23 protein-coding genes and 4 tRNA genes are annotated in these 23031 nt (G+C 67.4%); 4 read left to right on the top strand and 23 right to left on the bottom strand.

Going from position 1 to position 23031, the window contains the following annotated elements:
- Positions 1–6: 6 nt before the first annotated feature.
- The 7 genes from ASG12_RS18465 to rplJ form a co-directional block, all read right to left on the bottom strand.
- Positions 7–1080: an MCE family protein gene (locus tag ASG12_RS18465; protein ID WP_055792864.1), complete on the bottom strand. Its 1074-nt coding sequence runs from the start codon at positions 1078–1080 to the stop codon at positions 7–9.
- The gene (locus ASG12_RS18470; RefSeq protein ID WP_055792867.1) at positions 1077–2408 is read right to left on the bottom strand and encodes an MCE family protein; all 1332 of its coding nucleotides are present in this window, start codon (positions 2406–2408) and stop codon (positions 1077–1079) included. The genes ASG12_RS18465 and ASG12_RS18470 overlap by 4 nt, the downstream gene beginning before the upstream one ends.
- A 3-nt stretch (positions 2409–2411) precedes the next feature.
- Positions 2412–3272 carry an MlaE family ABC transporter permease gene (locus tag ASG12_RS18475; RefSeq protein ID WP_045823813.1) on the bottom strand — a complete coding sequence of 287 codons (861 nt, stop codon included), beginning with the start codon at positions 3270–3272 and terminating at the stop codon, positions 2412–2414.
- A 12-nt stretch (positions 3273–3284) separates the two neighbouring features.
- A complete protein-coding gene (locus tag ASG12_RS18480; protein ID WP_055792870.1) occupies positions 3285–4091 on the bottom strand; it encodes an MlaE family ABC transporter permease in 807 nt (268 codons plus the stop codon).
- Between the two features lie 44 nt (positions 4092–4135).
- Positions 4136–5254, bottom strand: coding sequence for an ABC transporter ATP-binding protein (locus tag ASG12_RS18485; RefSeq protein ID WP_055792872.1), 1119 nt, complete (start codon positions 5252–5254; stop codon positions 4136–4138).
- Positions 5255–5449: 195 nt separating this feature from the next.
- Positions 5450–5839: a 50S ribosomal protein L7/L12 gene (gene rplL / locus ASG12_RS18490; protein ID WP_045823850.1), complete on the bottom strand. Its 390-nt coding sequence runs from the start codon at positions 5837–5839 to the stop codon at positions 5450–5452.
- Between the two features lie 87 nt (positions 5840–5926).
- Positions 5927–6451 (bottom strand): 50S ribosomal protein L10, encoded by a 525-nt coding sequence (rplJ, locus tag ASG12_RS18495; protein WP_045823816.1) that lies wholly within the window; start codon positions 6449–6451, stop codon positions 5927–5929.
- Positions 6452–7016: 565 nt separating this feature from the next.
- Here rplJ and ASG12_RS18500 point away from each other — a divergent pair.
- The gene (locus ASG12_RS18500) at positions 7017–9083 is read left to right on the top strand and encodes a CocE/NonD family hydrolase (RefSeq protein WP_082502142.1); all 2067 of its coding nucleotides are present in this window, start codon (positions 7017–7019) and stop codon (positions 9081–9083) included.
- Between the two features lie 113 nt (positions 9084–9196).
- On the opposite strand, the gene ASG12_RS18505 is transcribed toward ASG12_RS18500, so the two are convergent.
- Both ASG12_RS18505 and ASG12_RS18510 read right to left on the bottom strand, forming a co-directional pair.
- Positions 9197–9700 carry a TIGR04338 family metallohydrolase gene (locus ASG12_RS18505; RefSeq protein ID WP_268810456.1) on the bottom strand — a complete coding sequence of 168 codons (504 nt, stop codon included), beginning with the start codon at positions 9698–9700 and terminating at the stop codon, positions 9197–9199.
- Positions 9697–10518, bottom strand: coding sequence for a DUF2786 domain-containing protein (locus ASG12_RS18510; protein WP_055792874.1), 822 nt, complete (start codon positions 10516–10518; stop codon positions 9697–9699). The genes ASG12_RS18505 and ASG12_RS18510 overlap by 4 nt, the downstream gene beginning before the upstream one ends.
- 99 nt (positions 10519–10617) lie before the next feature.
- On the opposite strand from ASG12_RS18510, the gene ASG12_RS18515 reads away from it, so the two are divergent.
- Entirely contained in the window at positions 10618–11289 is a 672-nt protein-coding gene (locus ASG12_RS18515) for an alpha/beta hydrolase (RefSeq protein ID WP_055792877.1), read from the top strand.
- 62 nt (positions 11290–11351) lie between these two features.
- Here the strand turns inward: ASG12_RS18515 and rplA are convergent, their stop codons facing one another.
- The 11 genes from rplA to ASG12_RS18570 all read right to left on the bottom strand — a co-directional run bounded on the left by rplA (position 11352) and on the right by ASG12_RS18570 (position 17572).
- Positions 11352–12074, bottom strand: coding sequence for a 50S ribosomal protein L1 (gene rplA, locus ASG12_RS18520; protein ID WP_055792882.1), 723 nt, complete (start codon positions 12072–12074; stop codon positions 11352–11354).
- A 124-nt stretch (positions 12075–12198) separates the two neighbouring features.
- Positions 12199–12630, bottom strand: coding sequence for a 50S ribosomal protein L11 (gene rplK / locus ASG12_RS18525; RefSeq protein WP_045823855.1), 432 nt, complete (start codon positions 12628–12630; stop codon positions 12199–12201).
- Between the two features lie 102 nt (positions 12631–12732).
- A complete protein-coding gene (gene nusG / locus ASG12_RS18530) occupies positions 12733–13557 on the bottom strand; it encodes a transcription termination/antitermination protein NusG (protein WP_055792885.1) in 825 nt (274 codons plus the stop codon).
- A 102-nt stretch (positions 13558–13659) separates the two neighbouring features.
- The gene (gene secE, locus ASG12_RS18535) at positions 13660–14106 is read right to left on the bottom strand and encodes a preprotein translocase subunit SecE (protein ID WP_055793838.1); all 447 of its coding nucleotides are present in this window, start codon (positions 14104–14106) and stop codon (positions 13660–13662) included.
- Positions 14107–14203: 97 nt separating this feature from the next.
- A tRNA-Trp gene (locus tag ASG12_RS18540) sits at positions 14204–14276 on the bottom strand.
- A gap of 227 nt (positions 14277–14503) precedes the next feature.
- Positions 14504–15589 (bottom strand): fused (3R)-hydroxyacyl-ACP dehydratase subunits HadA/HadB, encoded by a 1086-nt coding sequence (locus tag ASG12_RS18545; protein ID WP_055792888.1) that lies wholly within the window; start codon positions 15587–15589, stop codon positions 14504–14506.
- 165 nt (positions 15590–15754) lie between these two features.
- Positions 15755–15922, bottom strand: a complete 168-nt coding sequence (gene rpmG / locus ASG12_RS18550; protein ID WP_045823858.1) for a 50S ribosomal protein L33 — start codon at positions 15920–15922, stop codon at positions 15755–15757.
- 83 nt (positions 15923–16005) lie between these two features.
- A tRNA-Met gene (locus ASG12_RS18555) sits at positions 16006–16079 on the bottom strand.
- Positions 16080–16117: 38 nt separating this feature from the next.
- Positions 16118–16190: transfer RNA gene (locus tag ASG12_RS18560), tRNA-Thr, on the bottom strand.
- Positions 16191–16343: 153 nt separating this feature from the next.
- Positions 16344–16427 (bottom strand) — tRNA-Tyr (locus tag ASG12_RS18565).
- 203 nt (positions 16428–16630) lie between these two features.
- Positions 16631–17572, bottom strand: coding sequence for a type IV toxin-antitoxin system AbiEi family antitoxin domain-containing protein (locus tag ASG12_RS18570; RefSeq protein WP_055792889.1), 942 nt, complete (start codon positions 17570–17572; stop codon positions 16631–16633).
- 250 nt (positions 17573–17822) lie between these two features.
- Here ASG12_RS18570 and ASG12_RS18575 point away from each other — a divergent pair, with 250 nt between their 5' ends.
- A complete protein-coding gene (locus ASG12_RS18575; RefSeq protein WP_045823859.1) occupies positions 17823–18314 on the top strand; it encodes a YajQ family cyclic di-GMP-binding protein in 492 nt (163 codons plus the stop codon).
- A 15-nt stretch (positions 18315–18329) separates the two neighbouring features.
- Here ASG12_RS18575 and ASG12_RS18580 read toward each other — a convergent pair whose 3' ends face one another.
- A complete protein-coding gene (locus ASG12_RS18580; protein WP_055792892.1) occupies positions 18330–19346 on the bottom strand; it encodes an Lrp/AsnC family transcriptional regulator in 1017 nt (338 codons plus the stop codon).
- A gap of 164 nt (positions 19347–19510) precedes the next feature.
- Between ASG12_RS18580 and ASG12_RS18585 the strand changes: the two genes are divergently transcribed.
- Positions 19511–20935, top strand: a complete 1425-nt coding sequence (locus ASG12_RS18585; RefSeq protein WP_055792895.1) for an MFS transporter — start codon at positions 19511–19513, stop codon at positions 20933–20935.
- Between the two features lie 60 nt (positions 20936–20995).
- On the opposite strand, the gene htpX is transcribed toward ASG12_RS18585, so the two are convergent.
- Together htpX and ASG12_RS18595 are read right to left on the bottom strand one after the other, a co-directional pair.
- Entirely contained in the window at positions 20996–21862 is an 867-nt protein-coding gene (htpX, locus tag ASG12_RS18590) for a zinc metalloprotease HtpX (RefSeq protein ID WP_055792896.1), read from the bottom strand.
- An 84-nt stretch (positions 21863–21946) separates the two neighbouring features.
- A complete protein-coding gene (locus ASG12_RS18595) occupies positions 21947–22963 on the bottom strand; it encodes a polyprenyl synthetase family protein (protein ID WP_055792899.1) in 1017 nt (338 codons plus the stop codon).
- Between the last annotated feature and the right edge of the window lie 68 nt (positions 22964–23031).

Raw genomic sequence — 23031 nt, forward strand, 5'->3', positions numbered from 1 at the left:
CTCCCCTCAGCTCGGCGGATCGTCGTTGGCCCAGCATCGCGTCGCGACGTTGGTGTAGAGCACGTAGTTGATGTCGGGCAGCGGGATCAGCGGCTGGCTCAGCATCGTCGACTTGCCGTTGCCGGCCACCAGGTCGATACCGCAGAGATAGAACTGGAACCACGAACCGAAGGTCGCCGCGCGGCCGATCTTCGCCGCCTTGATCGGCAGGTTGGTCAGCGTCTTCTCGACCTCGCCGCGGCGCTCGTTGATCCGCTGCGACAACTGATCGAGGCTGGCGATCGACCCCTGCAGCGACGGACGGACCGGCGTGAGGATCGAGTTGGTCACCGCGGTCAGGTTCGACACCGACGTGATCGCCGAACCGACCGAGTTGCGCTGGGCGGCGAGGCCGGTCACGAACTTCTCGGTGGTCGTCAGCAGCGACGTCAACTGGTCATCGTGTTGGTTGATGTTGTCGAGCACCGTGGTCAGGTTCGTGATCAGCTCACCGATCACCTTGTCCTTGTCGGCGATCGTGTTGGTCAGATCGGCGGTGTCGGACACGAGGTCGGTGATGGTGCCGCCCTCGCCCTGGAAGACCTTGATGATCTCGTCGGACAGCTTGTTGACGTCCTCGGCGGTCAGCTGCTGGAACAGCGGACGGAAGCCGTTGAACAGGTCGGTGAGGTTGACCGAGGGGTGGGTGTTGGCGATCGAGATCGTCGACCCCTTCGACAACATCGCGCCGTTGTCGCCGGGCCCGCGCTCGAGGGCCAGGTACCGCAGGCCCGTCAGGTTGCGGAACTTGATGTAGGCCTGCACACCGTCGGGGAGCTTGTCGCGGTTGATGGAGAAGCCCACCATCGCCTTGTCGTGGTCGTAGACCTCGACCGACGTGACCTGCCCGACGCGCACACCGGCGATACGGACGTCGTCGCCCTGGTTGAGCAGCGACGCATCCGAGAAGACGGCCTTGAAGTCGTTGCTGCCGCCGGCGCCGGAGTTGGCGATGGTGATGCCCAGGGTCGCGGTCGCGATCACGGTGATCACCGCGAAGATGATCAGCTTGATCAGCGGCGAGTAGAAGTTGTTCTTCACTTGACGGTCACCTGCGCCCCCTGCATGCCGGGGGCGACGATCTGTGCGATCCAGCCGGGAACCTGATCGGGCGTGGTGCCCGCCTCCGAGGCCATGATCGCCTGGAGGGCGACCTTGTTCTGCGGGTCGTCGTAGACGCTGGGCGTGATGGTGCCCGCCGGGGTACCGGAGAAGTCCGGGGTCGGCAGCTCCTGCACGTTGCGCGGGCCGGGGTTACGCGACGGCGGCTGGTAGGAGCCGTCGTTGAGCGATCCGCCCGGGTACTGCGGGAACGGGCGACCCGACTGGTAGTGGTGCGGGTAGCAGATCGGTCCGCGGTTCTCGAGCAGTCGCGGCTCGTCCTGGTTCGGCAGGTAGCGTCCGCGCGGGTTCGAGAACGTCAGGCTCACGCGCACACCCGGGTTCTTCGTCCCCTTGCCGACGATGTTGCCGACCTCGGGGATGAGACCCGCGAAGTTCTTGAACGTGCACCCGAAGGCCGGCGACTGCTCGGCGATCGCCGAGAGCAGCGGCTCGGAGTCGATCGCCAGGGTCAGCAGGTCGCGACGGTTGGTGGCGAGGAAGTCGGTCGTGTCGACCGCCGCCTTGGTCACCGTCGAGATGAACCCGCGCAGGTCGCCCTGCTTCTCCACCAGGGTGTTGGTGGTGGTGCGCAGCGAGTCGAGCGCGTCGACGATGTCGGGGAGCGCCTCGGAGTAGGTCTGCGAGAACGACGCCAGACCGCGCAGGGTCCCCTGCAGTTCGGGCATGTTCCGGTTGAACTGGGTGAAGATGTTGTTCAGCTCCTCGAAGCTGGTCCCCAACCGCTCACCGTTGCCGGTCAGCGCCTTCGAGAGGGATCCGAGCGTGACGCTGAGGTCCTGCGGCGGGATCGCCTCGAGGACCGGCAGCAGCTTGTCGAACAGTGCCTGCAGTTCCAACGCGTTGCCGCTGGAGTCGGTGCGGATGGTCGAGCCGTTCGTCAGGGTGGGGCCCGCGGTGTCCGACGGCAGCTGCAACGCCACGTACCGCTCACCGAACAACGTCTTCGGGAGGATGCGTGCGGTCGTGCCGGCGGGCAGCATCTTCGCCTTGTCGGGCTGGAGCCCGAGCTCGACGGTGACAGCGCCGTTGTCGGATGCGGTGACCTTGTTGACCTGTCCGACGATGAGGCCGCGGACCTTCACGTCGGCCTTGTCGGGCAACGCGTTACCGGCGGAATCGGTGGTCAGGTTGACGTCGGTGAACGACTGGAAGGTCTGGTTGAACTTGAGGATGGTTCCGCCGATGAACAGCGCGACCACGATGAAGAACACCAGGCCCAGCAGGCGGGTACGGATGACACTCATGGATCAGCCCGCCACCCTCACGCTCGTGCTGGTTCCCCAGATCGCGAGACCCAGGAAGAAGTCGAGGACCGCGATCAGGACCAGTGCCGATCGGACGGCACGTCCGACCGCCACGCCGACGCCGGCCGGGCCGCCGCTGGCGTAGTAGCCGTAGTAGCAGTGCACCAGGATGATCACGAAGGCGAAGACCAGCACCTTGCCGAAGGACCACAACACGTCGGCCGGTGGCAGGAACAGGTTGAAGTAGTGGTCGTAGGAACCCGACGACTGCCCGTTGAACTGGGTGTTGACCACTCGCGTGGCGATGTACGCCGCGAGCAGACCCAACACGTAGAGCGGGATGACGGCGATGAAGCCGGCGATCACGCGGGTCGTGACGAGGAACGGCACCGACGGGACGGCCATGACCTCGAGGGCGTCGATCTCCTCGGAGATGCGCATGGCGCCGAGCTGGGCGGTGAAGCCGCAACCGACCGTGGCCGACAGGGCGAGACCGGCGACCAGCGGGGCGACCTCACGGGTGTTGGCGTAGGCCGAGAGGAAGCCGGTGAGTGCCTGCGAGCCGATCTGGTCGAGGGCCGCGTAGCCCTGCAGACCGACGACGACACCGGTGAACCCGGTGAGCAGCACCATGACGCCGATCGTGCCGCCGATGATCGCGAGACCGCCTGCGCCGAAGGCGACCTCGGCGAGCAGGCGCAGCAGCTCTTTCGGGTAGTGCTTGATGGTCCGCGGCGTCCAGGCGACGGCGCGACCGTAGAACGACATCTGCGTGCCGGCGCCGTCGAGAACCTTCAGCGGTGCCGCGACACCCTTGCGGATGCGGTAGTTGAGCAGGTCGGCCCTGCTCTTGGCGATGGTCATCTATGCACTCCCCTACGAACCCTTGGCGGGGACGATCTGCAGATACACCGCAGTGATGATCAGGTTGGCGAAGAACAGCAGCAGGAACGTGATGACCACGCTCTGGTTGACCGCCTCGCCGACACCCTTCGGGCCGCCCTTGGGGGTGAGGCCCTTGTAGGCGGCGATGACACCGGCGATGACACCGAAGATCGCGGCCTTGAGGGTGGCGACGTACAGGTCGGGCAGCTGCGCGAGCGCGCTGAACGACGCGAGATACGCACCGGGCGTGCCGTTCTGGACCACCACGTTGAAGAAGTAACCGCCACCGATGCCGACCACACACACCAGGCCGTTGAGCAGCGCGCCGACGAGCACCATGGCCAGCACACGGGGCACCACCAGACGCTGGATCGGGTTGATGCCGAGCACCCGCATCGCGTCGATCTCCTCGCGGATGGTGCGCGAACCGAGGTCGGCGGCGACCGCCGAACCGGCGGCACCGGCGATCAGCAGCGAGGTGATGATGGGCGCCGCCTGCTGCAGCACGATCAGGACGCTCGCGGCACCGGTGAACGACTCCGCACCGAGCTGCTTGATCAGCGACGACGTCTGCAGCGAGACGATGGCGCCGAACGGGATGGCGATCAGTGCCGTCGGCAGGATGGTGACGCTGGCGATGAACCACGCCTGCTGGATGAACTCCCGCAACTGGAACGGGCGCACGAAGATGTTGCGTGCGACGTCGATGAAGAGCTGGACGATGTTGCCCGTCTGCGACAGGGCCCCGTGACCGGCCTGCTGCACCTTCTCGACGCCACGCGTGGTGGCTGAGCTCATCGACGACCCTCGATCGAGCGGCCGCGCGGTGATGCGACGGTCATTCAGTTGCCTCCGCGGTAGGCGGGGAACTGCTCGGTGTTGTCGTTGGACCCGGCGAACTGCTTCTCGGTGTTCACCGACCCCTGATCCGAGCCGTTCTGGTTCTCTGAGACAGCGCGGTTCTCGGCCTTGAGTTCGTCTTCTTTGGCCATGCTGTTGCGGATCGCGGTCTGGGCGCCCTCGGGCAGCTCGTGGAGCATGTCCTCGACACGCTGACGATGACGCGCCGACGCCTTGCGCTCGGGCATACCCGGGTTGGGCTGCACCTGCGCGATGATCTCGCTGAAGTCGTCCTTAGTACCGCCACCGGAGATACCGGCGTCGGCGAGCTCCTGCTCCTGCGCGGCGGTCGCGTCGTCCTTCTCCTCCGACATGCCGATCGGACCGAAGCGGTCACCGGCGAGGAACTGCTTGACCGCGGGCTCCTCGGAGGTCAACAGCACCTCACGCGGACCGAACATGACCAGCTCCTTGCGGAACAGCATGCCGATGTTGTCGGGGATGGTCCGGGCGATGTTGATGTTGTGCGTGACGATCAGGATCGTGGCGTCGATCTGCGCGTTGATGTCGATCAGCAGCTGCGAGATGTAGGCGGTGCGCACCGGGTCGAGACCCGAGTCGGGCTCGTCGCACAGGATGATCTGCGGATCGAGCACCAGGGCGCGGGCCAGGCCGGCGCGCTTGCGCATACCACCGGAGATCTCACCGGGAAGCTTGTCGCCGGCGTCGGCGAGACCGACGAGGTCGAGCTTGTCCATCACGATCGACCGGATGTCGCTCTCGGACTTCTTCGTGTGCTCACGCAGCGGGAAGGCCGTGTTGTCGAACAGGCTCATCGAGCCGAACAGCGCGCCGTCCTGGAACAGGACACCGAAGAGCTTGCGGATCTCGTAGAGCTCCCGCGACGAGCACTTGGTGATGTCGGTGCCGTCGACGATCACCGAGCCCTGCTCCGGGTGCAGCAACCCGATGAGGGCCTTGAGGAACACCGACTTGCCGGTACCCGACGGCCCCAGCAGTGCGCTCACCTCACCCTCGGGAAGCGTCAGAGAGACGTCGCGCCAGATGTTCTGCGATCCGAAAGACTTGGTGAGTCCCTCGACGCTGACCTCCACACCCACGTAAAACTCCCTCTGCTGTGCCACCCCGGCTTGTGGTTGGAGTCACTCTAACCCACGGTTCGCCATCGACGAACATCAACTCGACAATTCGTGCACGACCCAGAAAAAACCGTCATGACCTGCAGATACGACAAGGCCACCCCGCGCTGCGGGGTGGCCTTGTGCAGTCTGGCGGAATAAACCGTCCAGACGGGATTACTTGACGGAGACCTTGGCGCCGGCCTCTTCGAGCTTCGCCTTGGCGGCCTCGGCGGCATCCTTGTCGACCTTCTCGAGGATGGCCTTCGGGGCGCTCTCCACGAGGTCCTTGGCCTCCTTCAGACCCAGACCCGAGACGACCTCACGGACGACCTTGATGACCTGGATCTTCTTGTCGCCCGCGCCCTCGAGCACGACGTCGAACTCGTCCTGCTCGGCAGCGGCCTCGGCGCCACCGGCGGCCGGGGCACCGGCAGCGGCAACGGCGACCGGGGCGGCCGCGGTGACCTCGAAGACCTCTTCGAACTTCTTCACGAAATCGCTGAGCTCCAGCAGGGTCAGTTCCTTGAACTGATCGATGAGCTCGTCAGCACTGAGCTTCGCCATGGTGGCGTCCTTCCTGTTGTCCCCCGTGGGGGTGAACCCACACACGGGGAATGGTGTGGTGTCGGTGGGTGGTGCAAGAACGGCGAGTTATTCGCCGGCCTCGGTCTTCTTCTCCTGCAGGGCCGCGGCGAGACGCGCGACCTGCGATGCGGGCTGGTTGAACAGCCCGGCAGCCTTCGCCAAATTGCCCTTCATGGCACCGGCGAGCTTTGCCAGCAAGATCTCTCGGGTCTCGAGGTCGGCGATCTGCTCGATCTCGGCCACGGACAGCGCGCGGCCGTCCATGTAGCCGCCCTTGATGATGAGAGCCTTGTTGTCCTTGGCGAACGTCTTGATCGCCTTGGCGGCGTTGACCGGTTCACCTTCGATGAAGGCGATCGCGGTCGGGCCGACGAACAGCTCGTCGAGTCCAGCAACGCCCGCTTCCGCTGCGGCGCGCTTGACCAGGGTGTTCTTGGCGACGGAGTAGGTTGCGCCCTCGCCGAGTGAACGACGCAGGTCAGAGAGCTGCTTGACGGACAGGCCACGGTATTCCGTGATGACTGTCGCCGTGGAGCCCTTGAACTGCTCGGTGATCTCCGCGACTGCGGTGACCTTGTCGGACTTGGCCATACTTCGCCTCCTCTCATGTCGATTCGGTGTCGGCCGGAAGGGCCCACTCACGACGAACGCCCCGAGCGCAGGGCATCGGGGCGTAGAGGAAAGACGGCCGCGAACGGCCACCGAACTTCACACGTCCACCCTGCGTGGGTCGCCGGCGATGAGCCGGACCTTCGAACACCTCCCGGATGGGAGACGTCGACCGACGGTCTCTGGTTGAACAGATGGTGCCGCGGGGGTGAGCCCGCGGAGTACATCGAGGTCCAGAGTAGCGGCGCAGGCCGCCATGGACCAAATCGATGCAGGTCCGAGGCCTTCGATCGGCCGGACGCACCTCGGAATCCGGTACGCGCGTTCCAAGATATAGACATCGTTACCAAAGCATGGACGTCCATCCCGCTCTGGTCACAAGTTCCTACGGTGCCGTATCCATACCCAATAGGCTGGGTTACATTCGGCTGGAGCAGCTGACGTGACCTGCGCCACATGACGGGGTGCGCACGCCAGACCACGACGGAGTGGACACAGTGAGATCCCGGCCTGCGCCGGCCTCGCTCCCCACAGCGAGGCGACACCGATGAGCGTGCAGGTCGATCCACCGGAATTCCCCATGACCGACGGGCTCGGCTCGGCGATGCCCGCCCCCACCCATCCCGCGTCCGCGCCGGGCACCGACCGCCGTCCGCGTCCCACCCCGCTTCCGACCCTGCCGCTCGGCGACCCCACCGGCGGCGCTGCCGCCATGCAGTGGCGCCAACTCGTCGACGGCCCCCTGCGCCACCCGCACGTCAGCATCGACCGCGACGTCGAGATCCGGATGTCCGACGGTGTCCTGTTGCGCGCCACCGTGATCCGGCCTGCCGATCACCACCGCCGCGCGGTGTCGACGGTGTACCCGGCCGTGGTCAACATCAATCCCTACAACCGGGCGCTGCTCGACGTGATCGACACCGCCATCCACTCGCCCGTGGTCGGACGCGGCGTCCGCGGCCTCGCGGGCACGGTGAACATGACCGGCACACCGCTGTCCGGGGTCACCGACGTGACCCGGACGCTCTCCGGCGGGGCCCTCGACGTCTTCGGCATCAACCGCAACCTGGTGCGCAGCGGCTACACCCAGGTGATCGTCGACGTCCGGGGAACCGGTGCGTCGCACGGGAAGTGGCAGATCCTCGGCGCGCGCGAGCAGCAGGATTCGGTCGAGATCTGTCGGTGGGTGGCCGCGCAGCCGTGGTGCGACGGCACCTACGGCATGGCCGGCTGGTCGTATTCGGCGATCAACTCGCTGCAGGCCGCCGACAAGCGACCCGAGGGACTCAAGGCGGTGTTCGCCGTCGAGGGGTGTGAGGACATCGTCCGCGACATCTACATCACCGGCGGACTGCCCTCGGCGTTCATCCCGATGTGGCTGTCGATCGTCAACGTCCTCAAGTGGATCCCGAACCCGGCGACGTCGGTGCGGGACATCCTGCGCGGCAACGCCGTCAAGTGGTTCGCCGACCGCGTGGCCTCACCGGCGACCGAGGTCGGCTCCCTCGCGTGGGGTTTCCTCACCGGACACGACGACCGCGTCTACGACGACCCGTACTTCGACGAGCGCGACCCGGTGGTCGACCGCATCGACGTACCGACGTTCCTGTTCGGCGGATGGCACGACCTGTTCGGTCGCAGCGCCACCTCCATCTACTCACACCTCGACATGGAGCCCGGCCGCAAGCAGCTCGTGGTCGCCGATGGCTATCACGTCGACGCCGGATCGGGCTTCGGTGGACCGACCCATCCGCCGCGGGTCGACGTGCTCGAACGCGCGTGGTTCGACAAGTGGCTCAAGGGGATCGACAACGGTGTCGACAACTACGGTCCGGTGACCCTCGAGCAGCAGGGCGGCTCGTGGACCTCCGGGGACTGCTTCCCGCGCGCCGGGGCCACGGTGCGTCGCCTCTACCTCGACGACAGGCGTTCGGGCACCGCGTCACACGCCGTGCACGACGGCACCCTCGGCGGATCACCGGTCGTGAAAGGCCGATCGCTCGGCGTGCGCCCCGACATGCGCGGCCTGAAGTCGCGTGACATGACGCAGGTGACCGCGGGCATCACCGCGATGTTCGGCAAGGACTTCACCACCGACGCCCGCCATCAGGAGGGCGGGGCGCTCGCGTTCACCACGCCGCCGGTCACCGAGCGCACGCAGATCAGCGGTGCGATGAACCTGCGACTGCACGTCTCGACCTCCGGCCAGGAGGGCATCTGGGCGGTCACCGTCAACGACGTCGCCCCCGACGGCACCTCGCGGGTCCTCACCAACGGCGCGCTGACAGTGTCGAACCGGGCGATCGACCACGACCTGTCGGAGTACGCCGAGGACGGCACGCTGCTGGTGGCGCACCACTATCTCAGCCGCAAGCGCAAGCTCCCGGTGCCCGCCGACGTCGCCCTGCCCATCGACGTGGACCTCGTCCCCACCGACGCCGTCCTCGAGATCGGGCACCGGTTGCGCGTCGACGTCTACGCCGGCAGCGTCCCGCGCTATCTCACGGTGATCCCCGACCTCATCCGCGCACACGGTCGCAAGCAGGATCTCGTCCTCGATCCGAAGCACCCCAGCTACCTGACCTTCCAGGCCATCGGCTCCCCCGGCTGGTGACCCCTCCCCAGTTGGGCACGTAACGCCCCCAGTTGGGCACGTAACGACGCCGGTTGGGCACGTAAAGACGTCAGTTGGGCACGTGACGACGGGCACCTCGACCGCGCGATCCGTCAGCTCAACGCGATACCGCTGTCGGTGAGGATCACGCGGTAGACGAAGCCCGCCTCGGGGCCGAGAACATCGGCGACCAGATCGACGAGTGTGGTCGCGAACTCCGGTCCGTGGGGCACGACACCGGGTTCGGTCAGGTGATGCGACACCTCGTGCAACACGACCAGCTCCCGCAAGGCCCATCGACCTTCTGCCGATTCGGGCACGGCGATCACCGGCGACGGTGCGGATTCGTAGTGCGCACTACGGTCTCCACGACGGGCCCGGACCGCGACCGGGAGATCCGCACGCGGGAACCGCCCCCGCACCGACGGACGCGCCAGCACCCGATCGACGTAGCCGCGGACCGACTCGACCGACCCGAATCGACCCTCCGGCGGGAGGGTGATCGAGGTGCCCGCGAGTTCCACCGTCGGCCGCTCCGAGGCGAACAGCGACAGCACCATCGCCTCGGCGGCATACAGCGCCGAGCGCTGGGTGTCACGGCCCCTCGGGTGGCTCACCCCGATTCCAGTGCGCCGCGGCTCCCGTCGAGGTGGCCCTGCTCACCGAGCCGGGCACGACGCCCCGCGGAGTCCCCCGCGCGCCGTGCGGCCTCGGAGTACCCCGCGCTAGCGCTCGCCCCCCGCCACGTGCCGCGCGCCGTCGACTCCGCACGATGGAAGTCGACGACGGCGATCTCCTTGTCGCGCAATGCGATCTGAGTCGACGACGACCGTGTCGACGTCGCTGCGACGGCTTCGGCTCGCGCCTCGTCGCGCGCCTCGGTGAGGCGCAGACCGATCCGTTCGGCGAAGGCCGACTGGAAGTTGAGACGTGCGGTGATCGGCGACAGCGGGGTCTGCTCGACCACACGCCGGGTGCGCCACCGCGAATGCTGGGTGACCACCTTGTGCGCGACCTCGTTCTTGTAGCCGCCGGCCTTGAGATACGCGTCGCTCGCGGCGACCATCTGCACCACCAGCGAGCTGTAGAGCGCCTCGGTGCTGTCGATGTCGCCGGAGAACCCGTAGGCGAGGACGAACGTGGAATTGCTCGCGACGTCGACCTTGACGTCATTGGCGTGGGCGATCGCGACGAACAGCGCCACGTAGGTACGCAGGCCACGCTTGCCCTTCGTCCCGATCGCGATCTGTCGCGCCACCGGCGCGGTCCGGGCCGCGGCCGGATCGTGTGCCCGGGCGACCGCCAGATCGATCGATGCCGCCGTCGCCAGACGCTGCGCGGCCTGCATGAAGGTCTGCGCCTCGTGCTCGTTGTCGGTGCCCTCGGCCTGGCGGAGCAACCCGGCGATCCGGGTCAGCAATTTGTCGTCACGCATATCTCTCAGACTATCGAGAGCACCGAACGGTTCCCTCCGTCGCAGGGATACTCGAATGCGACCTCCGAATCACCCAGACATCGAGACGGGAGCACCGCCGTGACCACATTCCTTCTGATCCCCGGAGGGGGATCGGACCCCTCGTACTGGCGCTTCCTCGTCGCCGAACTCGAGACCCGCGGACACCGCGCGGTCGCGATCGACCTGCCGTGCGAGGACGACGCCGCCGATCTCACCGCCTACGCCGCCGCGGTCGTCGCACAGACACCCGACGACACCGAGGCCCCCATCGTCGTCGCACATTCCTACGGCGGGTTCACCGGACCGCTCGCCTGCCCCCTGGTCGGCGCGTCGAAGCTGGTCTTCGCCTCGGCGATGATCCCGCGACCCGGCGAGCGCCCCGACGAGTGGTGGGGCGCGACGGGCTGCGGACAGGCACAGCGGGAGGCCGCGGCGGCCGGTGGCTACGACCCCGACGACATCGACGCCCTGTTCTACAACGGCGTGGCACCCGAGGTCGTCGCCGAGGAGATCGAGCGAGCGCAGTCCGACACCCCCGGGACGCAGGTGTGGCCGGCTTCGGCACTGCCGGACATCGACACCCACTTCCTGCTGTTCGCCGACGACCGGTTCTTCCCGGAGCCGTTCATGCGGGGTGTGGTCGCCAATCGGTTGAACGGTGTCCGGCCCGCCGTGATCGACGGGGGCCACATGGCGATGCTGTCGCACGCCGGAGATCTCGCCGACCACCTCGACGGGCTGGTCGGCTGAACACACAACAGCCGCGACACCGGGGAGGTGTCGCGGCTGCTGGGCAGACCGAAGCGGTGTGCTTACGCCTGGGCGTCGGCGGGAACCGCGTAGTTGCGGGTCACGGCCGGATCGACCGGGATGCCGGGGCCCGAGGTGGTCGAGACGGTGACCTTCTTGAGGTACCGGCCCTTCGCCGCGGACGGCTTCGCACGGAGGATCTCGTCGAGCGCGGCGCCGTAGTTCTCGGCGAGCTGCTCGGGCGCGAACGACGACTTGCCGATCACCAGGTGCAGGTTCGAGGCCTTGTCGACACGGAAGTTGATTTTTCCGCCCTTGATCTCGTTGACGGCCTTGGTGACATCGGGGGTCACGGTGCCGGTCTTCGGGTTGGGCATGAGACCACGCGGGCCGAGGACGCGTGCGATACGTCCGACCTTCGCCATCTGATCCGGCGTCGCGATCGCGGCGTCGAACTCGAGCCAGCCGCCCTGGATCTTCTCGATGAGATCCTCGGCACCGACCTCGTCGGCACCGGCGGCGGTCGCCTCGGCGGCCTTGTCGCCGACGGCGAACACGATGACGCGGGCGGTCTTGCCCGTGCCGTGCGGCAGGTTCACGGTGCCGCGGACCATCTGGTCGGCCTTGCGGGGATCGACGCCGAGACGGATGGCGACCTCGACGGTGGCGTCGTACTTCGACGAACCGGTGGCCTTCGCCAACGCTGCAGCCTCCAGCGGGCTGTACAGGTTGTCCTTGTCGATCTTCTCGGCCGCGGCCAGATATGCCTTGCTCTTCTTGCTCATGTGTTCATTCCTTCTCCGCAACTACTGCGGATGGGTGGTGTGCGGACCGAGCCGGTCCTCCCACGCTTGCTGATTGATTGGTGGAGACGGCTGCGCCGTCCCCGGGTCGTGCGACCTCGCGAGCTCAGTCGACCGTGATGCCCATCGACCGGGCGGTGCCGGCGATGATCTTCGCGGCCTGCTCGACGTCGTTGGCGTTGAGGTCTTCCTGCTTGGTCTTGGCGATCTCACGGACCTGGTCCATGGTGACCTTGCCGACCTTCTTGCTGTGCGGCTCTCCCGAACCCTTCTGCAGACCGGCCGCCTTGAGCAGCAGCTTGGCCGCGGGCGGGGTCTTCAGCTTGAAGTCGAACGAGCGGTCCTCGTAGACCGAGATCTCGACCGGGATGACCGTGCCACGCTGCGACTCGGTCGCGGCGTTGTAGGCCTTGCAGAACTCCATGATGTTCACGCCGTGCTGACCGAGCGCCGGACCCACGGGCGGGGCGGGGTTGGCCGCACCGGCCTGGATCTGGAGCTTGATGATCCCGGCGAGCTTCTTCTTCTTGGGGGGCATCTCTCTTTTACCTTCGTGTTGTCTTCGTGTGTGTCCGACGACCCGGTCGCACCCGGTGTCGGACGTCCCGCGTCCGCTGGAGACGCGAAGTCGTGGAAAAAATCAGATCTTCTCGACCTGGGCGAAGCCGAGTTCGACCGGGGTCTCGCGACCGAAGATCGACACCAGCACCTTCACCTTGCGCTGCTCGGCGTTGACCTCGGAGATCGAGGCGGGCAGCGTCGCGAACGGTCCGTCCATGACGGTGACGCTCTCGCCGACCGTGAAGTCGACCTCGATGATCGACGCCGACGAGGTCTCGCCACCCTCGGAGGTCGCGCCCGTCTTACCGGCGACGGGCTTCTTGGCCTCGGCGCGCGGCAGCAGGAACTGCAGGACTTCCTTCATCGACAGCGGCGACGGCTTCGAGGTCATGCCGACGAATCCGGTGACGCCGGGGGTGTTGCGCACCGCGCCCCACGAGTCGTCGTTGAGCTCCATGCGCACCAGGATGTAGCCGGGCAGCACCTTGCGCTGCACCTTCTTCTGCTGGCCGTTCTTGACCTCGGTGACCTCTTCGGTGGGGACCTCCACCTGGAAGATGTAGTCGCCGACGTCGAGGTTCTGCACGCGGGTCTCGAGGTTGGCCTTCACCTTGTTCTCGTAGCCGGCGTAGGAGTGGATCACGTACCAGTCACCCGGTGCGCGACGCAGTTCCTTCTTCAGCTCCTCGACCGGGTCGACCTCTTCCTCGGGCTCGGCAGGGGTCTCGTCGGTGGGTGCCTCGTCGGTGCTCGGGGTGTCGTCGACGATGGATCCGGCGACGGCCTCGGTCAGCTCTTCGGTCGCGGCGACGTCGACCGGCGCGTCCAGGACATCACTGCCCGACTCGATCGCCTCGAGGTCGGCATCCTGGATGCTCTCGGTGTCGTGCTCAGGGGTGCTCACTGCAGCCCACGCTCCCTTTCATTGCTTACCGTGTGTGCCGCTGCGCGACGCACACCATGGTTGGCGCGAACGCCCGCCGTGATGTCTTCCGAACGGTCGGTGTCAGCCGAACAACCAGAGCACGGCCTTGGCGAAGCCGAGGTCGATGCCCGAGATGAACGCTGTCATCACGACCACGAAGATCAACACGATGATCGTGTAGCGGACCATCTCCGACCGGGTCGGCCAGATGACCTTCTTCAGTTCTCCGACGACCTGCCGCAGGAACGTCCACAGTCGGACGAACGGGTTGCGGCTGGTGGCCGTCGAGGTGTCGGTCCGGGTGGACCGTTCCTTCAGGGCGACGCCGCCGGCGGTGGTGGCACCGTCGACATCGGTCGCGGCGCCACGCTTGCCACGCGGGGTGGACGAGCGCTTGCCGCTGGGCCGGGCGTCGGAGTCCGCGGAGGTGGCGTCGGCATTGTCCGTGCCGGCGGTGGTGTCGGCGTCGGTTGCCTCGGCGTCGGGAGTCGACCCCTTCGCACGGGCAGCTCTGTCGCGTCTGCTCACCTTCATCCTCTCGTCGAACGTGTGTCCGTCACGCGGCCGGGCCGCGTGATGTCCTGCGGTTCACCGAGAGCCGTGTTGACACCGTTCTCGGCGAGGGCAGGGGCGACAGGACTTGAACCTGCAACCTGCGGTTTTGGAGACCGCTGCTCTGCCAGTTGAGCTACGCCCCTCTGGGCCGGTGACTGCACCGACCCGGTGGACACGACTCGCCCGCGCACGACCATGGTCGCACCGGAAGAGTCGATTCCATCTTCGTTCCACACAATCAACGCGCCACCCGTGGGCAGCGCGCAGCTCGGTGAACCTCAGACATCCGAGTGTACGACACCCGATCGTGCGAACTCCAATTCGCTCCGAGGTCACGGGCCGAAAACGCCTCCCGGCGCCGCGGGCCGGGTCAGGAGAACTGGACGCTGGCCAGCGCGCGGCCGAAGATCTTCTTGCCGTTCGACTTGGCGGTGAGCGCGATCTGCCCGCGACGGGTCTCCGGATCGAGCGACTTCACCTTGGCGGTGAGGTCCATCTGGCCGTAGCCGTCACGCGGGACGTAGACCGGCGCGGTGAAGCGCACGTTGTACTCGTAGACCGCGCCCGGGTCGCCGACGAAGTCGGTGACGTAGCCCGCGCTGATGCCCATGGTCTGCATGCCGTGGGCGACGACGGTGTCGAGGCCGACGATGTCGGCGATCTCGTCGCTGAAGTGGATCGGGTTCGGGTCGCCGGCGACACCGGCGTAGTTGATGAGGTTGCCGCGGGTCAGCTTCACCGTGCGCGGTTCGAGCTCCTGGCCGACGGTGAGGCTGTCGAAGCTGATCGCCCCGTACGCCTTGGGCTCGACGGCCGGATCGGGCTCGGTGAAGAAGCCGCTGTGGTCGGGGATGGTCTGGCCGTGGTCGTAGGTCGCGCCCTCGACGAGCATCGTGTGGGCGACGGTCTGCATGAACGACGGCGCCGGGGACTCGCCGGCGCGGGCGACCAGCGTGGTCCAGGTGGTCATGACCGGCACGTCGTGCTGGTTGTGGATCTGGTTCTTGGTGACGAGCACGTCCGCGCCACCCATCTGGCGGTACGAGTCGAGCGACACGACGCAGATCAGGCGGTCACCGACCTCGACGGGCTTGTGGAACACCAGGCGCTGGTCGGTCTGCAGCATCTTCCAGAGATCCCAACCCTCCACCATCTCCTCGAAGAGACGGCGCTGGGCGATCATGCCGGGGATGGCGACGAACGACAGCGGAGCGATCAGCGTCGAGTGTCCGTTCGCGGTGGCCGCGGCCTCGTTCCAGTGGACCGGGTTGCCGTCCTGCACGGCGCGGGCGTACTCGCGGACCTTCTCGCGGCCCACCTCGTAGTAGTCCTCGACCGTGTAGTGGAAGCCGACCTGAGCGGCGGTGCGCTCGGCGATCTCCTCGGGCGACAGGCTCGTCTGGTTGGCCATGATCGCGAGGCGTTCCTCGACCGAGGCAATGGACTGATCACTCATGTGTCACCGACCTGATCTGTGTTGATTCTCGACCGTGGGGGCGTCCGTCGCGGCACACGCGCCGTGGTCGCCGGATCGCCGACTCCCGCGGGCGGTCGGGCACGCGGCCCGATCGAGACTCAGGAGACGGCGCGTCCCGCCGGTGCTACCGGCGGGACGGGTGGGTCAGCGCGATTCCTTGTGGCCCTGATGCTTGCCGCAGTTCGGGCAGAACTTCTTGATCTCGAGCCGGTCGGGATCGTTGCGGCGGTTCTTCTTGGTGATGTAGTTGCGGTGCTTGCAGACCTCGCAGGCCAAGGTGATCTTGGGGCGCACATCTGTTGAGGAGGCCACGGGGCTGCCTTTCGGGTGGATCGTTCTCGGGTACGGATGCCGGCACCGGTGGGCGCCGCGTCCGCTGAGCTTGTCTCTCGCAGTAGCGATGGCCGGACTCGAACCGGCGACCTAACGATTATGAGTCGTTCGCTCTAACCAACTGAGCTACACCGCCATGGCCGCCCAGGCCGGTGACGGTCTGGGAGTCCAGCGAGCCCCCTAACGGAATCGAACCGTTGACCTTTTCCTTACCATGGAAACGCTCTACCGACTGAGCTAAGGGGGCGGGACCCGAGGCGTTGTTCGACGCCCCGAGAGCCTTGTCGAGGTTACACAGCAGCCCCGAGTGTCGCCAAATCGCTGGGGTCCGATGCGCTCTGCGGGCTGGTCGAGTCCGTATAAGCGCAGCTCACAAGGACTTTCAGAAGTCCTTGATGAGTGGTGGCACGTGTAGGATTCGAACCTACGTAGCTTTCGCGACGGATTTACAGTCCGCTCCCATTGGCCGCTCGGGCAACGTGCCGTGTGTCGGACCCGCGCTCAGCGCGATTTGGCGACGCGATGAAGATTACAACGTCACCCCCACGGTTGCGAAAACCGGTGGTCACGCGCTGTTCGAGGCCTGCTGCCCCTCGTCCGCAGGGCTGATCACCGTTCGCATGCTCGATCACCTCTCGCGCGCCGCCGAAGGCATGCGATCGGTCACCGGGCATGCGACCGCCTCGATCAGCTCACACGCCGTAGGGCTCGGGCCCGGTTGATCGCGCGTTCGATGCGAGCGAGCACGACATCGGGCCGCCGGAGGAGCTCATCCCAGCTCCACCGCACCACGATGTACCCGAGGTCGACGAGTTCCTGCGCACGAAACTTCTCCTCGTCGAGGACCTCACGCAGCGATTTCTCCGAGTACTCGCCGAAGTACTTCCCCATCCCGTCGCACTCTCCGACGACGCCGGACTCCTCCCACCAGAAGTCCACCCGCGCGACGAGCCGGCCGCGATCACGGATCTCGTGCTGGGTGTCGGGGCTGGGGAGATTCGAGCGGGCGATGACGAGCCTGCTCCACGATTCCAGCGGGCTCTCGGCGCGGCCGTCGAGCATCGCGACGATCTCCCGCGCACGGCGTGCACCGCGCATCGGTCCCGCGGCGGCGAGCCGATGCTCGAGCTCATGCGGCGTGGCCAGCCCGCGATGCAGGGCCGCATCGCCGACGACCACCGCGGTACGGACCGAGTCACGCCGGGCGAGATCGACGACGGTGCGCGTGACGGTCGTGGTGAGGCAACCGTCGACGAAGACGAGCTCGTCGTCGGTGACGTTGCGGGTCAGCACGCTGACGGAGGTGCGCTGCGTGCCCGATGCGGTGCCGCCCGGGCGCACCAATCGCACGCGGGACAGGTCGGCGCCGACCACGGGCAGTCCGTGGTTGATCGCGGCCGCGACCTCGGCGAGCGCGGTACCCGGCGACATCCCGGCCAACACCGCGCGGGCGAGAGCGAGGTGTTCGTGCTGGGGGAACGTGCCGATCGATGCGGGCCGCATGTAGTAGCCCGGCGCCACCGACACCAGCGAGCCGCTGCGCAGCGCCGCGGTGATGCGGTCACGCGACACCCCCATCCGCTCGAGGTCGCGACGCGTGGCCACCGTGGTCAGGTTCGACAGGTCCATGCGCCCACCCTCGGACCAGGCGAGGTGCCGAGGTCGCCGCCGACCCGCGACCGCGGGCACCTGTCCACAGGTGCCGCGCCATCCCCACATCGCGCGGCCCGCGCGCCGTTCGCGTGGTCGCGCACTGTTCGCATGCTGGCGACGGCACGCGAGACGTGCGGCGGCATGCGAGAGATTCGACGGCGTGCGAACGACACGAGGCGAAGCGAACCGAATCGGAAATCCGCGCGGGGCTGACTACCCTGGCGACATGGCAGATTCATCATTCGACGTGGTCAGCAAGATCGATCGACAAGAGGTCGACAACGCTCTGAACCAGGCCGCGAAGGAACTCTCGCAGCGCTACGACTTCCGTGGCACCAACACCAAGATCGACTGGTCGGGCGACGAGACCATCGTGATCACCTCCGACACCGAGGAGCGCACCGAGGCCGCGCTCGAGGTGTTCAAGGAGAAGTTGATCCGACGCGACATCTCGCTCAAGGCATTCGACGCGGGCGAGCCGGCGTCGTCGGGCAAGGGCTACCGCCTGTCCGGAACCCTGGTCCAGGGCATCGACTCCGAGAAGGCCAAGAAGATCACCAAGGCCATCCGCGACGAGGGACCCAAGGGCGTCAAGGCGCTCATCCAGGGCGACGAGCTGCGGGTGTCGAGCAAGAAGCGCGACGACCTGCAGGAGGTCATCTCGCTGCTGAAGGGCAAGGACTTCGAGATCGCCCTGCAGTTCGTGAACTACCGCTAGCCGCGCCGCGACCGGTCAGCGCAGCGAGATCAGCGTGCGGGCGTCGTCGACCACCGCACGCGCCTGCTTGATCTGCTGCAGGATCGGTACGAACTCGAGGTCGTCGGTGCCGGGGATGGCGCCGAACTTCTCGGTGATGATCGTGTGCAGATGCAGGGTGTCGCGCGCCTGGATCGACGCCATCAGGTTGCTCGCACCGGTGGTCGCGCAGACGAAGGTCACCTCGTCGATGGCGCCGATGGCAGCGCCGGTCGACGGCAGCAGCCTGCTCGGCACACGTCCGAACACGATCACCGCCATCGGGCTGCCCAGCGCTGTGTTCGCCAGGTCGACGTCGAGGTAGAGCGCACCGTCGGCCACGAGCTCCTTGATGCGTGACGCCACCCGCGTCGGGGTGAGGGACACGCGAGAGGCGATGCGCGTGAACGGCATTCGCGCGTCGCGGGCCAGTATCGCGATGATCTCGCGGTCGGTGGCGGTCAGTACGGGCGGGTCGCCCACCCGGTCCCGATCGCGCTCGCTGTTGTCCGCCATCGCGAAGTCCGGGTCGGCGACGTCGTCGAGACGGGCCAGCTGCTCGGCCGAGAACAGCCCGGACGCCCCGAACAGCTCGGTGGTGATCGGGTATCGCGAGATCACCAGGTGCGCCGAGAACGACTGCACCAGCGACGTCTTCGGCAACCGGTCGATGAGCATCCGCTCCTGATCGGCGGTGTTCTCGGAGCGGTGCACGCAGATGACCTCGGAACTGGCGAGGCTGACCCAGCTCATGTCGGGATGCTGCGCGAGCGCCGCGGCGAGCGTGCCACCGCGACCGGGGAGCGGCGTGATCCGCAGCAGCGCCTGCGTGCCGCCGAGCAGAACGGGGTCCACCAGGGCCGTGCACCGGATGACGCCACCTCCGACGAGCATCTGATAGCGCCGGGCCACCGTCTGCTCGGACAGACCGATCACCGATCCGATCTGCGCGAACGGCATTCGGATGTCGCGGCTGAGGCAATGGATGATCATGCGGTCGAACACGTCGATCATGGAGGAATGGTCGCACGATCGACGTGCTGACGAGGGATCACTGCCGAATGGCGTCCTGCGTGCAGGGGATCGCACTGCTGCGCCGCACGATGGATCCCGTTCGGGCACATCGCCCACATCCACTGCGGCGATCAGCAGATCGCCTCCCTCTGAAAGGCATTGCCATGCGCAAGTGGACACCGCTCGTCGCGGCCTGTCTGGGCACGTTCATGCTGCTCATCGACGTCACCATCGTCAACGTCGCGCTTCCCGACATCCGCTCCGACCTCGGTTCCAGCTTCAGCGAAATGCAGTGGGTGGTGGACGCGTACGCGCTCGTCCTCGCCGCACTCGTGCTCGCCGCCGGGAGCATCGCCGACGGCATCGGCCACAAGCGCGTCTATCTGGTGGGCCTCGTCGTCTTCGCGGGGTCGTCCCTCGCGGCGGGGTTGGCGCAGGATCCGACCGCCCTGATCGCGGCGCGCGCGGTGCAGGGTGTCGGTGCGGCCGCCATGTTCGCCACCACCATCAGCCTGTTGCACGCCACGTACACCGGTCGCGACCGCGGCACCGCCTTCGCGGTCTGGGGTGCGGTCAGCGGCGCCGCGGCCGGCGTCGGGGTCGTCCTCGGCGGGGTCCTCACCGATGTCCTCGACTGGCGGTGGATCTTCTTCGTCAACATCCCGATCTCGGTGGTCACGTTCTGGCTGTCGACCATCGCCTTCCGATCGGGTGCGCGCGGCCGACTGCGGGTCGACATCGCCGGCGTCGTCACGTTCAGCGCGTTCGCCGCCGCGACCACCTACGGCATCATCGAAGGCGGCGAGTCCGGCTGGTCGACCACGACCACGATCGTGTCGTTCGGTATCGGTGCAGCGGCGCTCGTCGCGTTCGTGATCGTCGAGTCGGTCCAGAGCGCGCCGATGTTCCCGCTCGGACTGCTGCGCATCCGCGTGTTCACCGGCTGCATCATCGCGGCCGCGATCTTCAGCGTGGCCGCTTTCGCCTCGCTGCCGCTGCTGTCGATCTGGATGCAGGGGCGCCTCGGCCTGACCCCGTTGCAGACGGGTCTGGCGATGCTGCCCATGCCGGTGGTCGCGTTCGTCGTCGCGGGCGTCGGCGGGAAGCTGCTGCACGACGCCCCGCCACGGACGACGGTGGGCGGCGGCCTGCTGTTCGTCGGCGCCGGCTCGCTGGGGCTGCTGCTCATCGGCCCCGGGTCCGGCTGGGCGACAACGATTCCCGGCATGGTCATCGTCGGTGTGGGCGTCGGCCTGGTGGGGCCGGCCCTCAATGCGGCCGCGCTCGCCGCGGTCCCGGCGCGTCAGTCGGGCATCGCGTCCGGAGCGGTGAACACCGCGCGTCAGCTCGGGTTCGCACTCGGTATCGCGGTGCTGGGGTCGGTGTTCTCCACCGTCGCCGGCAGCTCCACACCCCGCGCCATCGGCGACTTCGTCGACGGTCTCGACGCGGCCTTCGCCATCGCGGGAGTCGTCGGCGTGGTCGGCGGCATCGTCACGATCGCCCTGCTGGGCCGTCGCTCCGGCCATGTCGTCCCGGCGGCCGACGCTGCGCCGGTCGACGAGACGCGCTCGGTCACGATCGGCTGATCACCAGACGAATCGACCCCGTCGCGCCGTGCGCAACGGGGTCGATTCGTCGTCGGGGGGTCAGCGCGGGCCGCGGGCCATCTCCTCGAGGCGCGCGATGCGCTCCTCCATCGGCGGGTGCGTCGAGAACATCCGGCCGATGCGCTCGCCGCCGCGGAACGGGTTGGCGATCATCAGGTGGCTCTGCGCGGCGATGTCGGTCTGAGGCGGTAGCGGCGCGGCCTGCACCCCGCCGGAGATCTTGCGCAGCGCCGAGGCGAGTGCGAGCGGGTCGCCGGTGAGCTCGGCACCCGAGGCGTCGGCCTGGAACTCCCGCGACCGCGACACCGCGAGCTTCACCACGGTCGCCGCGATCGGGCCCAGCAACGAGATGAGGATGAGCGCGAACGGGTTGGGCCCGTTGTCGCGGTTGCCGCCGAACATCCCGGCGAACATCGCGAAGTTGGCCAGACCGCTGACCACGGCGGCCATGGCGCCGGCGATCGACGAGATCAGGATGTCGCGGTTGTAGACGTGGCTCAACTCGTGTCCGAGCACCGCGCGCAGCTCCCGCTCGTCGAGGATCTGCAGGATGCCCTGCGTGCAGCACACGGCCGCGTTCTTCGGGTTGCGACCGGTCGCGAAGGCGTTCGGCGCCTCGGTGGGGCTGATGTAGAGCTGCGGCATCGGCTGGCGCGCGGTGGTCGCGAGCTCACGCACGATGCGATAGATGACCGGCGCCTGTACCTCGGTGACGGGCTGCGCGTGCATCGCCTTCAGCGCCATCTTCGCGCTGTTGAAGTAGACGTAGGCGTTCATGCCGACCGCGAACAGGACCGCGACCAACAGGATCGCCGGGCTCCGGAACGCGGCGCCGATGGCGACGATGATCGCCGACATGGCGCCCAGCAACAGCACCGTCTTCAAGCCGTTTGCGTGCCCGTGCATGGTGGTCGTTCTCCTCGGGGTGAGCGGTGGGATTCACCTGCTCAACGGTCGAGGTGGCCTCGTGAGTTCCGAGGGGCGGAGTACTCAGCCGATGCGGTCGACGGTGTAGGTCACCAGCGACGTGAGTGCGTCGGTCGACGGGCTCGCCGGCAGCGCGGCGAGCTCGGCGAACGCCTTGTCGGCGTAACCGCGCAGCGTCTCCCGCGCGCGATCCATGCCCGGCGAGGCGTTGAGGAGGGTGAGCGCCTCGGTGACGTCGGCGTCGTCGACGAGCGGGATGCGCTCACCGGAGTCGCTGACGAGCAGGGCGCGCAACCGGTCCGCGTCGGGACCGGAGTCGCGCAGCGCGTACAGGACGGGCAGCGTGTGGACACCCTCACGGAGGTCGGTGCCCGGGTTCTTGCCGGAGTCGTCGGACTGCGAGCTGATGTCGATGATGTCGTCGGAGACCTGGAACGCGGTGCCGATGGCGTCGCCGAGGCGCGAGAGTCGTTCGATGTCCTCGGAGGTGGCGCCCGAGGTCATGCCGCCGAACCGTCCGGCCGCGGCGATCAGCGACGCCGTCTTCTCCCACACCACACGCAGGTAGTGGTCGACGGGGTCGGTGCCGGCCTGGTTGCCGATGGTCTCGCGCATCTGACCGGTGACCAGTTCGGCGAAGGTGTCGGCGATGATGCGCACCGACTCGGGGCCCAGCGTCGAGACGAGACGCGAGGCGCGGGCGAAGAGGAAGTCGCCGGCGAGGATGGCGACGCTGTTGCCCCACCGCGAGTTGGCGCTCACGGTGCCGCGCCGCATGTCGGCCTCGTCCATGACGTCGTCGTGGTAGAGCGTCGCGAGGTGGATCAGCTCGACGACGGTGGCCGCGGTGATGACCTCGGTCGCGTCTGGGCGCGGCCCGAACTGCGCGGCGAGCAGCGCGAACAGCGGGCGGAAACGTTTGCCGCCGGCCTTGGCGAGGTGCGTGGCCGCCTCGGTGAGGAAGTCCTCGCCCGACGACAGCTCGGCCAGGAGCAGCTCCTCGATACGTGCGAGCGAACCGCCGATCTCGTCCGAAAACTGCTCGGAGCCCATGTCGAGCCCCATGAACGTCGTCTTCACGACGCGACTCCCGTGAACCTCGTCTGCACGACTCGGCGCTCCATCTCCCACTGGGTCCTGGCTGTTGT

It is taken from the genome of Williamsia sp. Leaf354, assembly GCF_001424365.1.
Taxonomy (GTDB): domain Bacteria; phylum Actinomycetota; class Actinomycetes; order Mycobacteriales; family Mycobacteriaceae; genus Williamsia_A.

Coding starts and splice junctions, on each gene's coding strand:
- ASG12_RS18470 (WP_055792867.1), bottom strand. CDS start 2,408: ATGAGTGTCATCCGTACCCGCCTGCTGGGCCTGGTGTTCTTCATCGTG.
- ASG12_RS18475 (WP_045823813.1), bottom strand. CDS start 3,272: ATGACCATCGCCAAGAGCAGGGCCGACCTGCTCAACTACCGCATCCGC.
- ASG12_RS18480 (WP_055792870.1), bottom strand. CDS start 4,091: ATGAGCTCAGCCACCACGCGTGGCGTCGAGAAGGTGCAGCAGGCCGGT.
- rplL (WP_045823850.1), bottom strand. CDS start 5,839: ATGGCGAAGCTCAGTGCTGACGAGCTCATCGATCAGTTCAAGGAACTG.
- rplJ (WP_045823816.1), bottom strand. CDS start 6,451: ATGGCCAAGTCCGACAAGGTCACCGCAGTCGCGGAGATCACCGAGCAG.
- ASG12_RS18500 (WP_082502142.1), top strand. CDS start 7,017: ATGAGCGTGCAGGTCGATCCACCGGAATTCCCCATGACCGACGGGCTC.
- ASG12_RS18510 (WP_055792874.1), bottom strand. CDS start 10,518: ATGCGTGACGACAAATTGCTGACCCGGATCGCCGGGTTGCTCCGCCAG.
- rplA (WP_055792882.1), bottom strand. CDS start 12,074: ATGAGCAAGAAGAGCAAGGCATATCTGGCCGCGGCCGAGAAGATCGAC.
- rplK (WP_045823855.1), bottom strand. CDS start 12,630: ATGCCCCCCAAGAAGAAGAAGCTCGCCGGGATCATCAAGCTCCAGATC.
- ASG12_RS18545 (WP_055792888.1), bottom strand. CDS start 15,589: ATGAGTGATCAGTCCATTGCCTCGGTCGAGGAACGCCTCGCGATCATG.
- ASG12_RS18570 (WP_055792889.1), bottom strand. CDS start 17,572: ATGGACCTGTCGAACCTGACCACGGTGGCCACGCGTCGCGACCTCGAG.
- ASG12_RS18575 (WP_045823859.1), top strand. CDS start 17,823: ATGGCAGATTCATCATTCGACGTGGTCAGCAAGATCGATCGACAAGAG.
- ASG12_RS18580 (WP_055792892.1), bottom strand. CDS start 19,346: ATGATCGACGTGTTCGACCGCATGATCATCCATTGCCTCAGCCGCGAC.
- ASG12_RS18585 (WP_055792895.1), top strand. CDS start 19,511: ATGCGCAAGTGGACACCGCTCGTCGCGGCCTGTCTGGGCACGTTCATG.
- htpX (WP_055792896.1), bottom strand. CDS start 21,862: ATGCACGGGCACGCAAACGGCTTGAAGACGGTGCTGTTGCTGGGCGCC.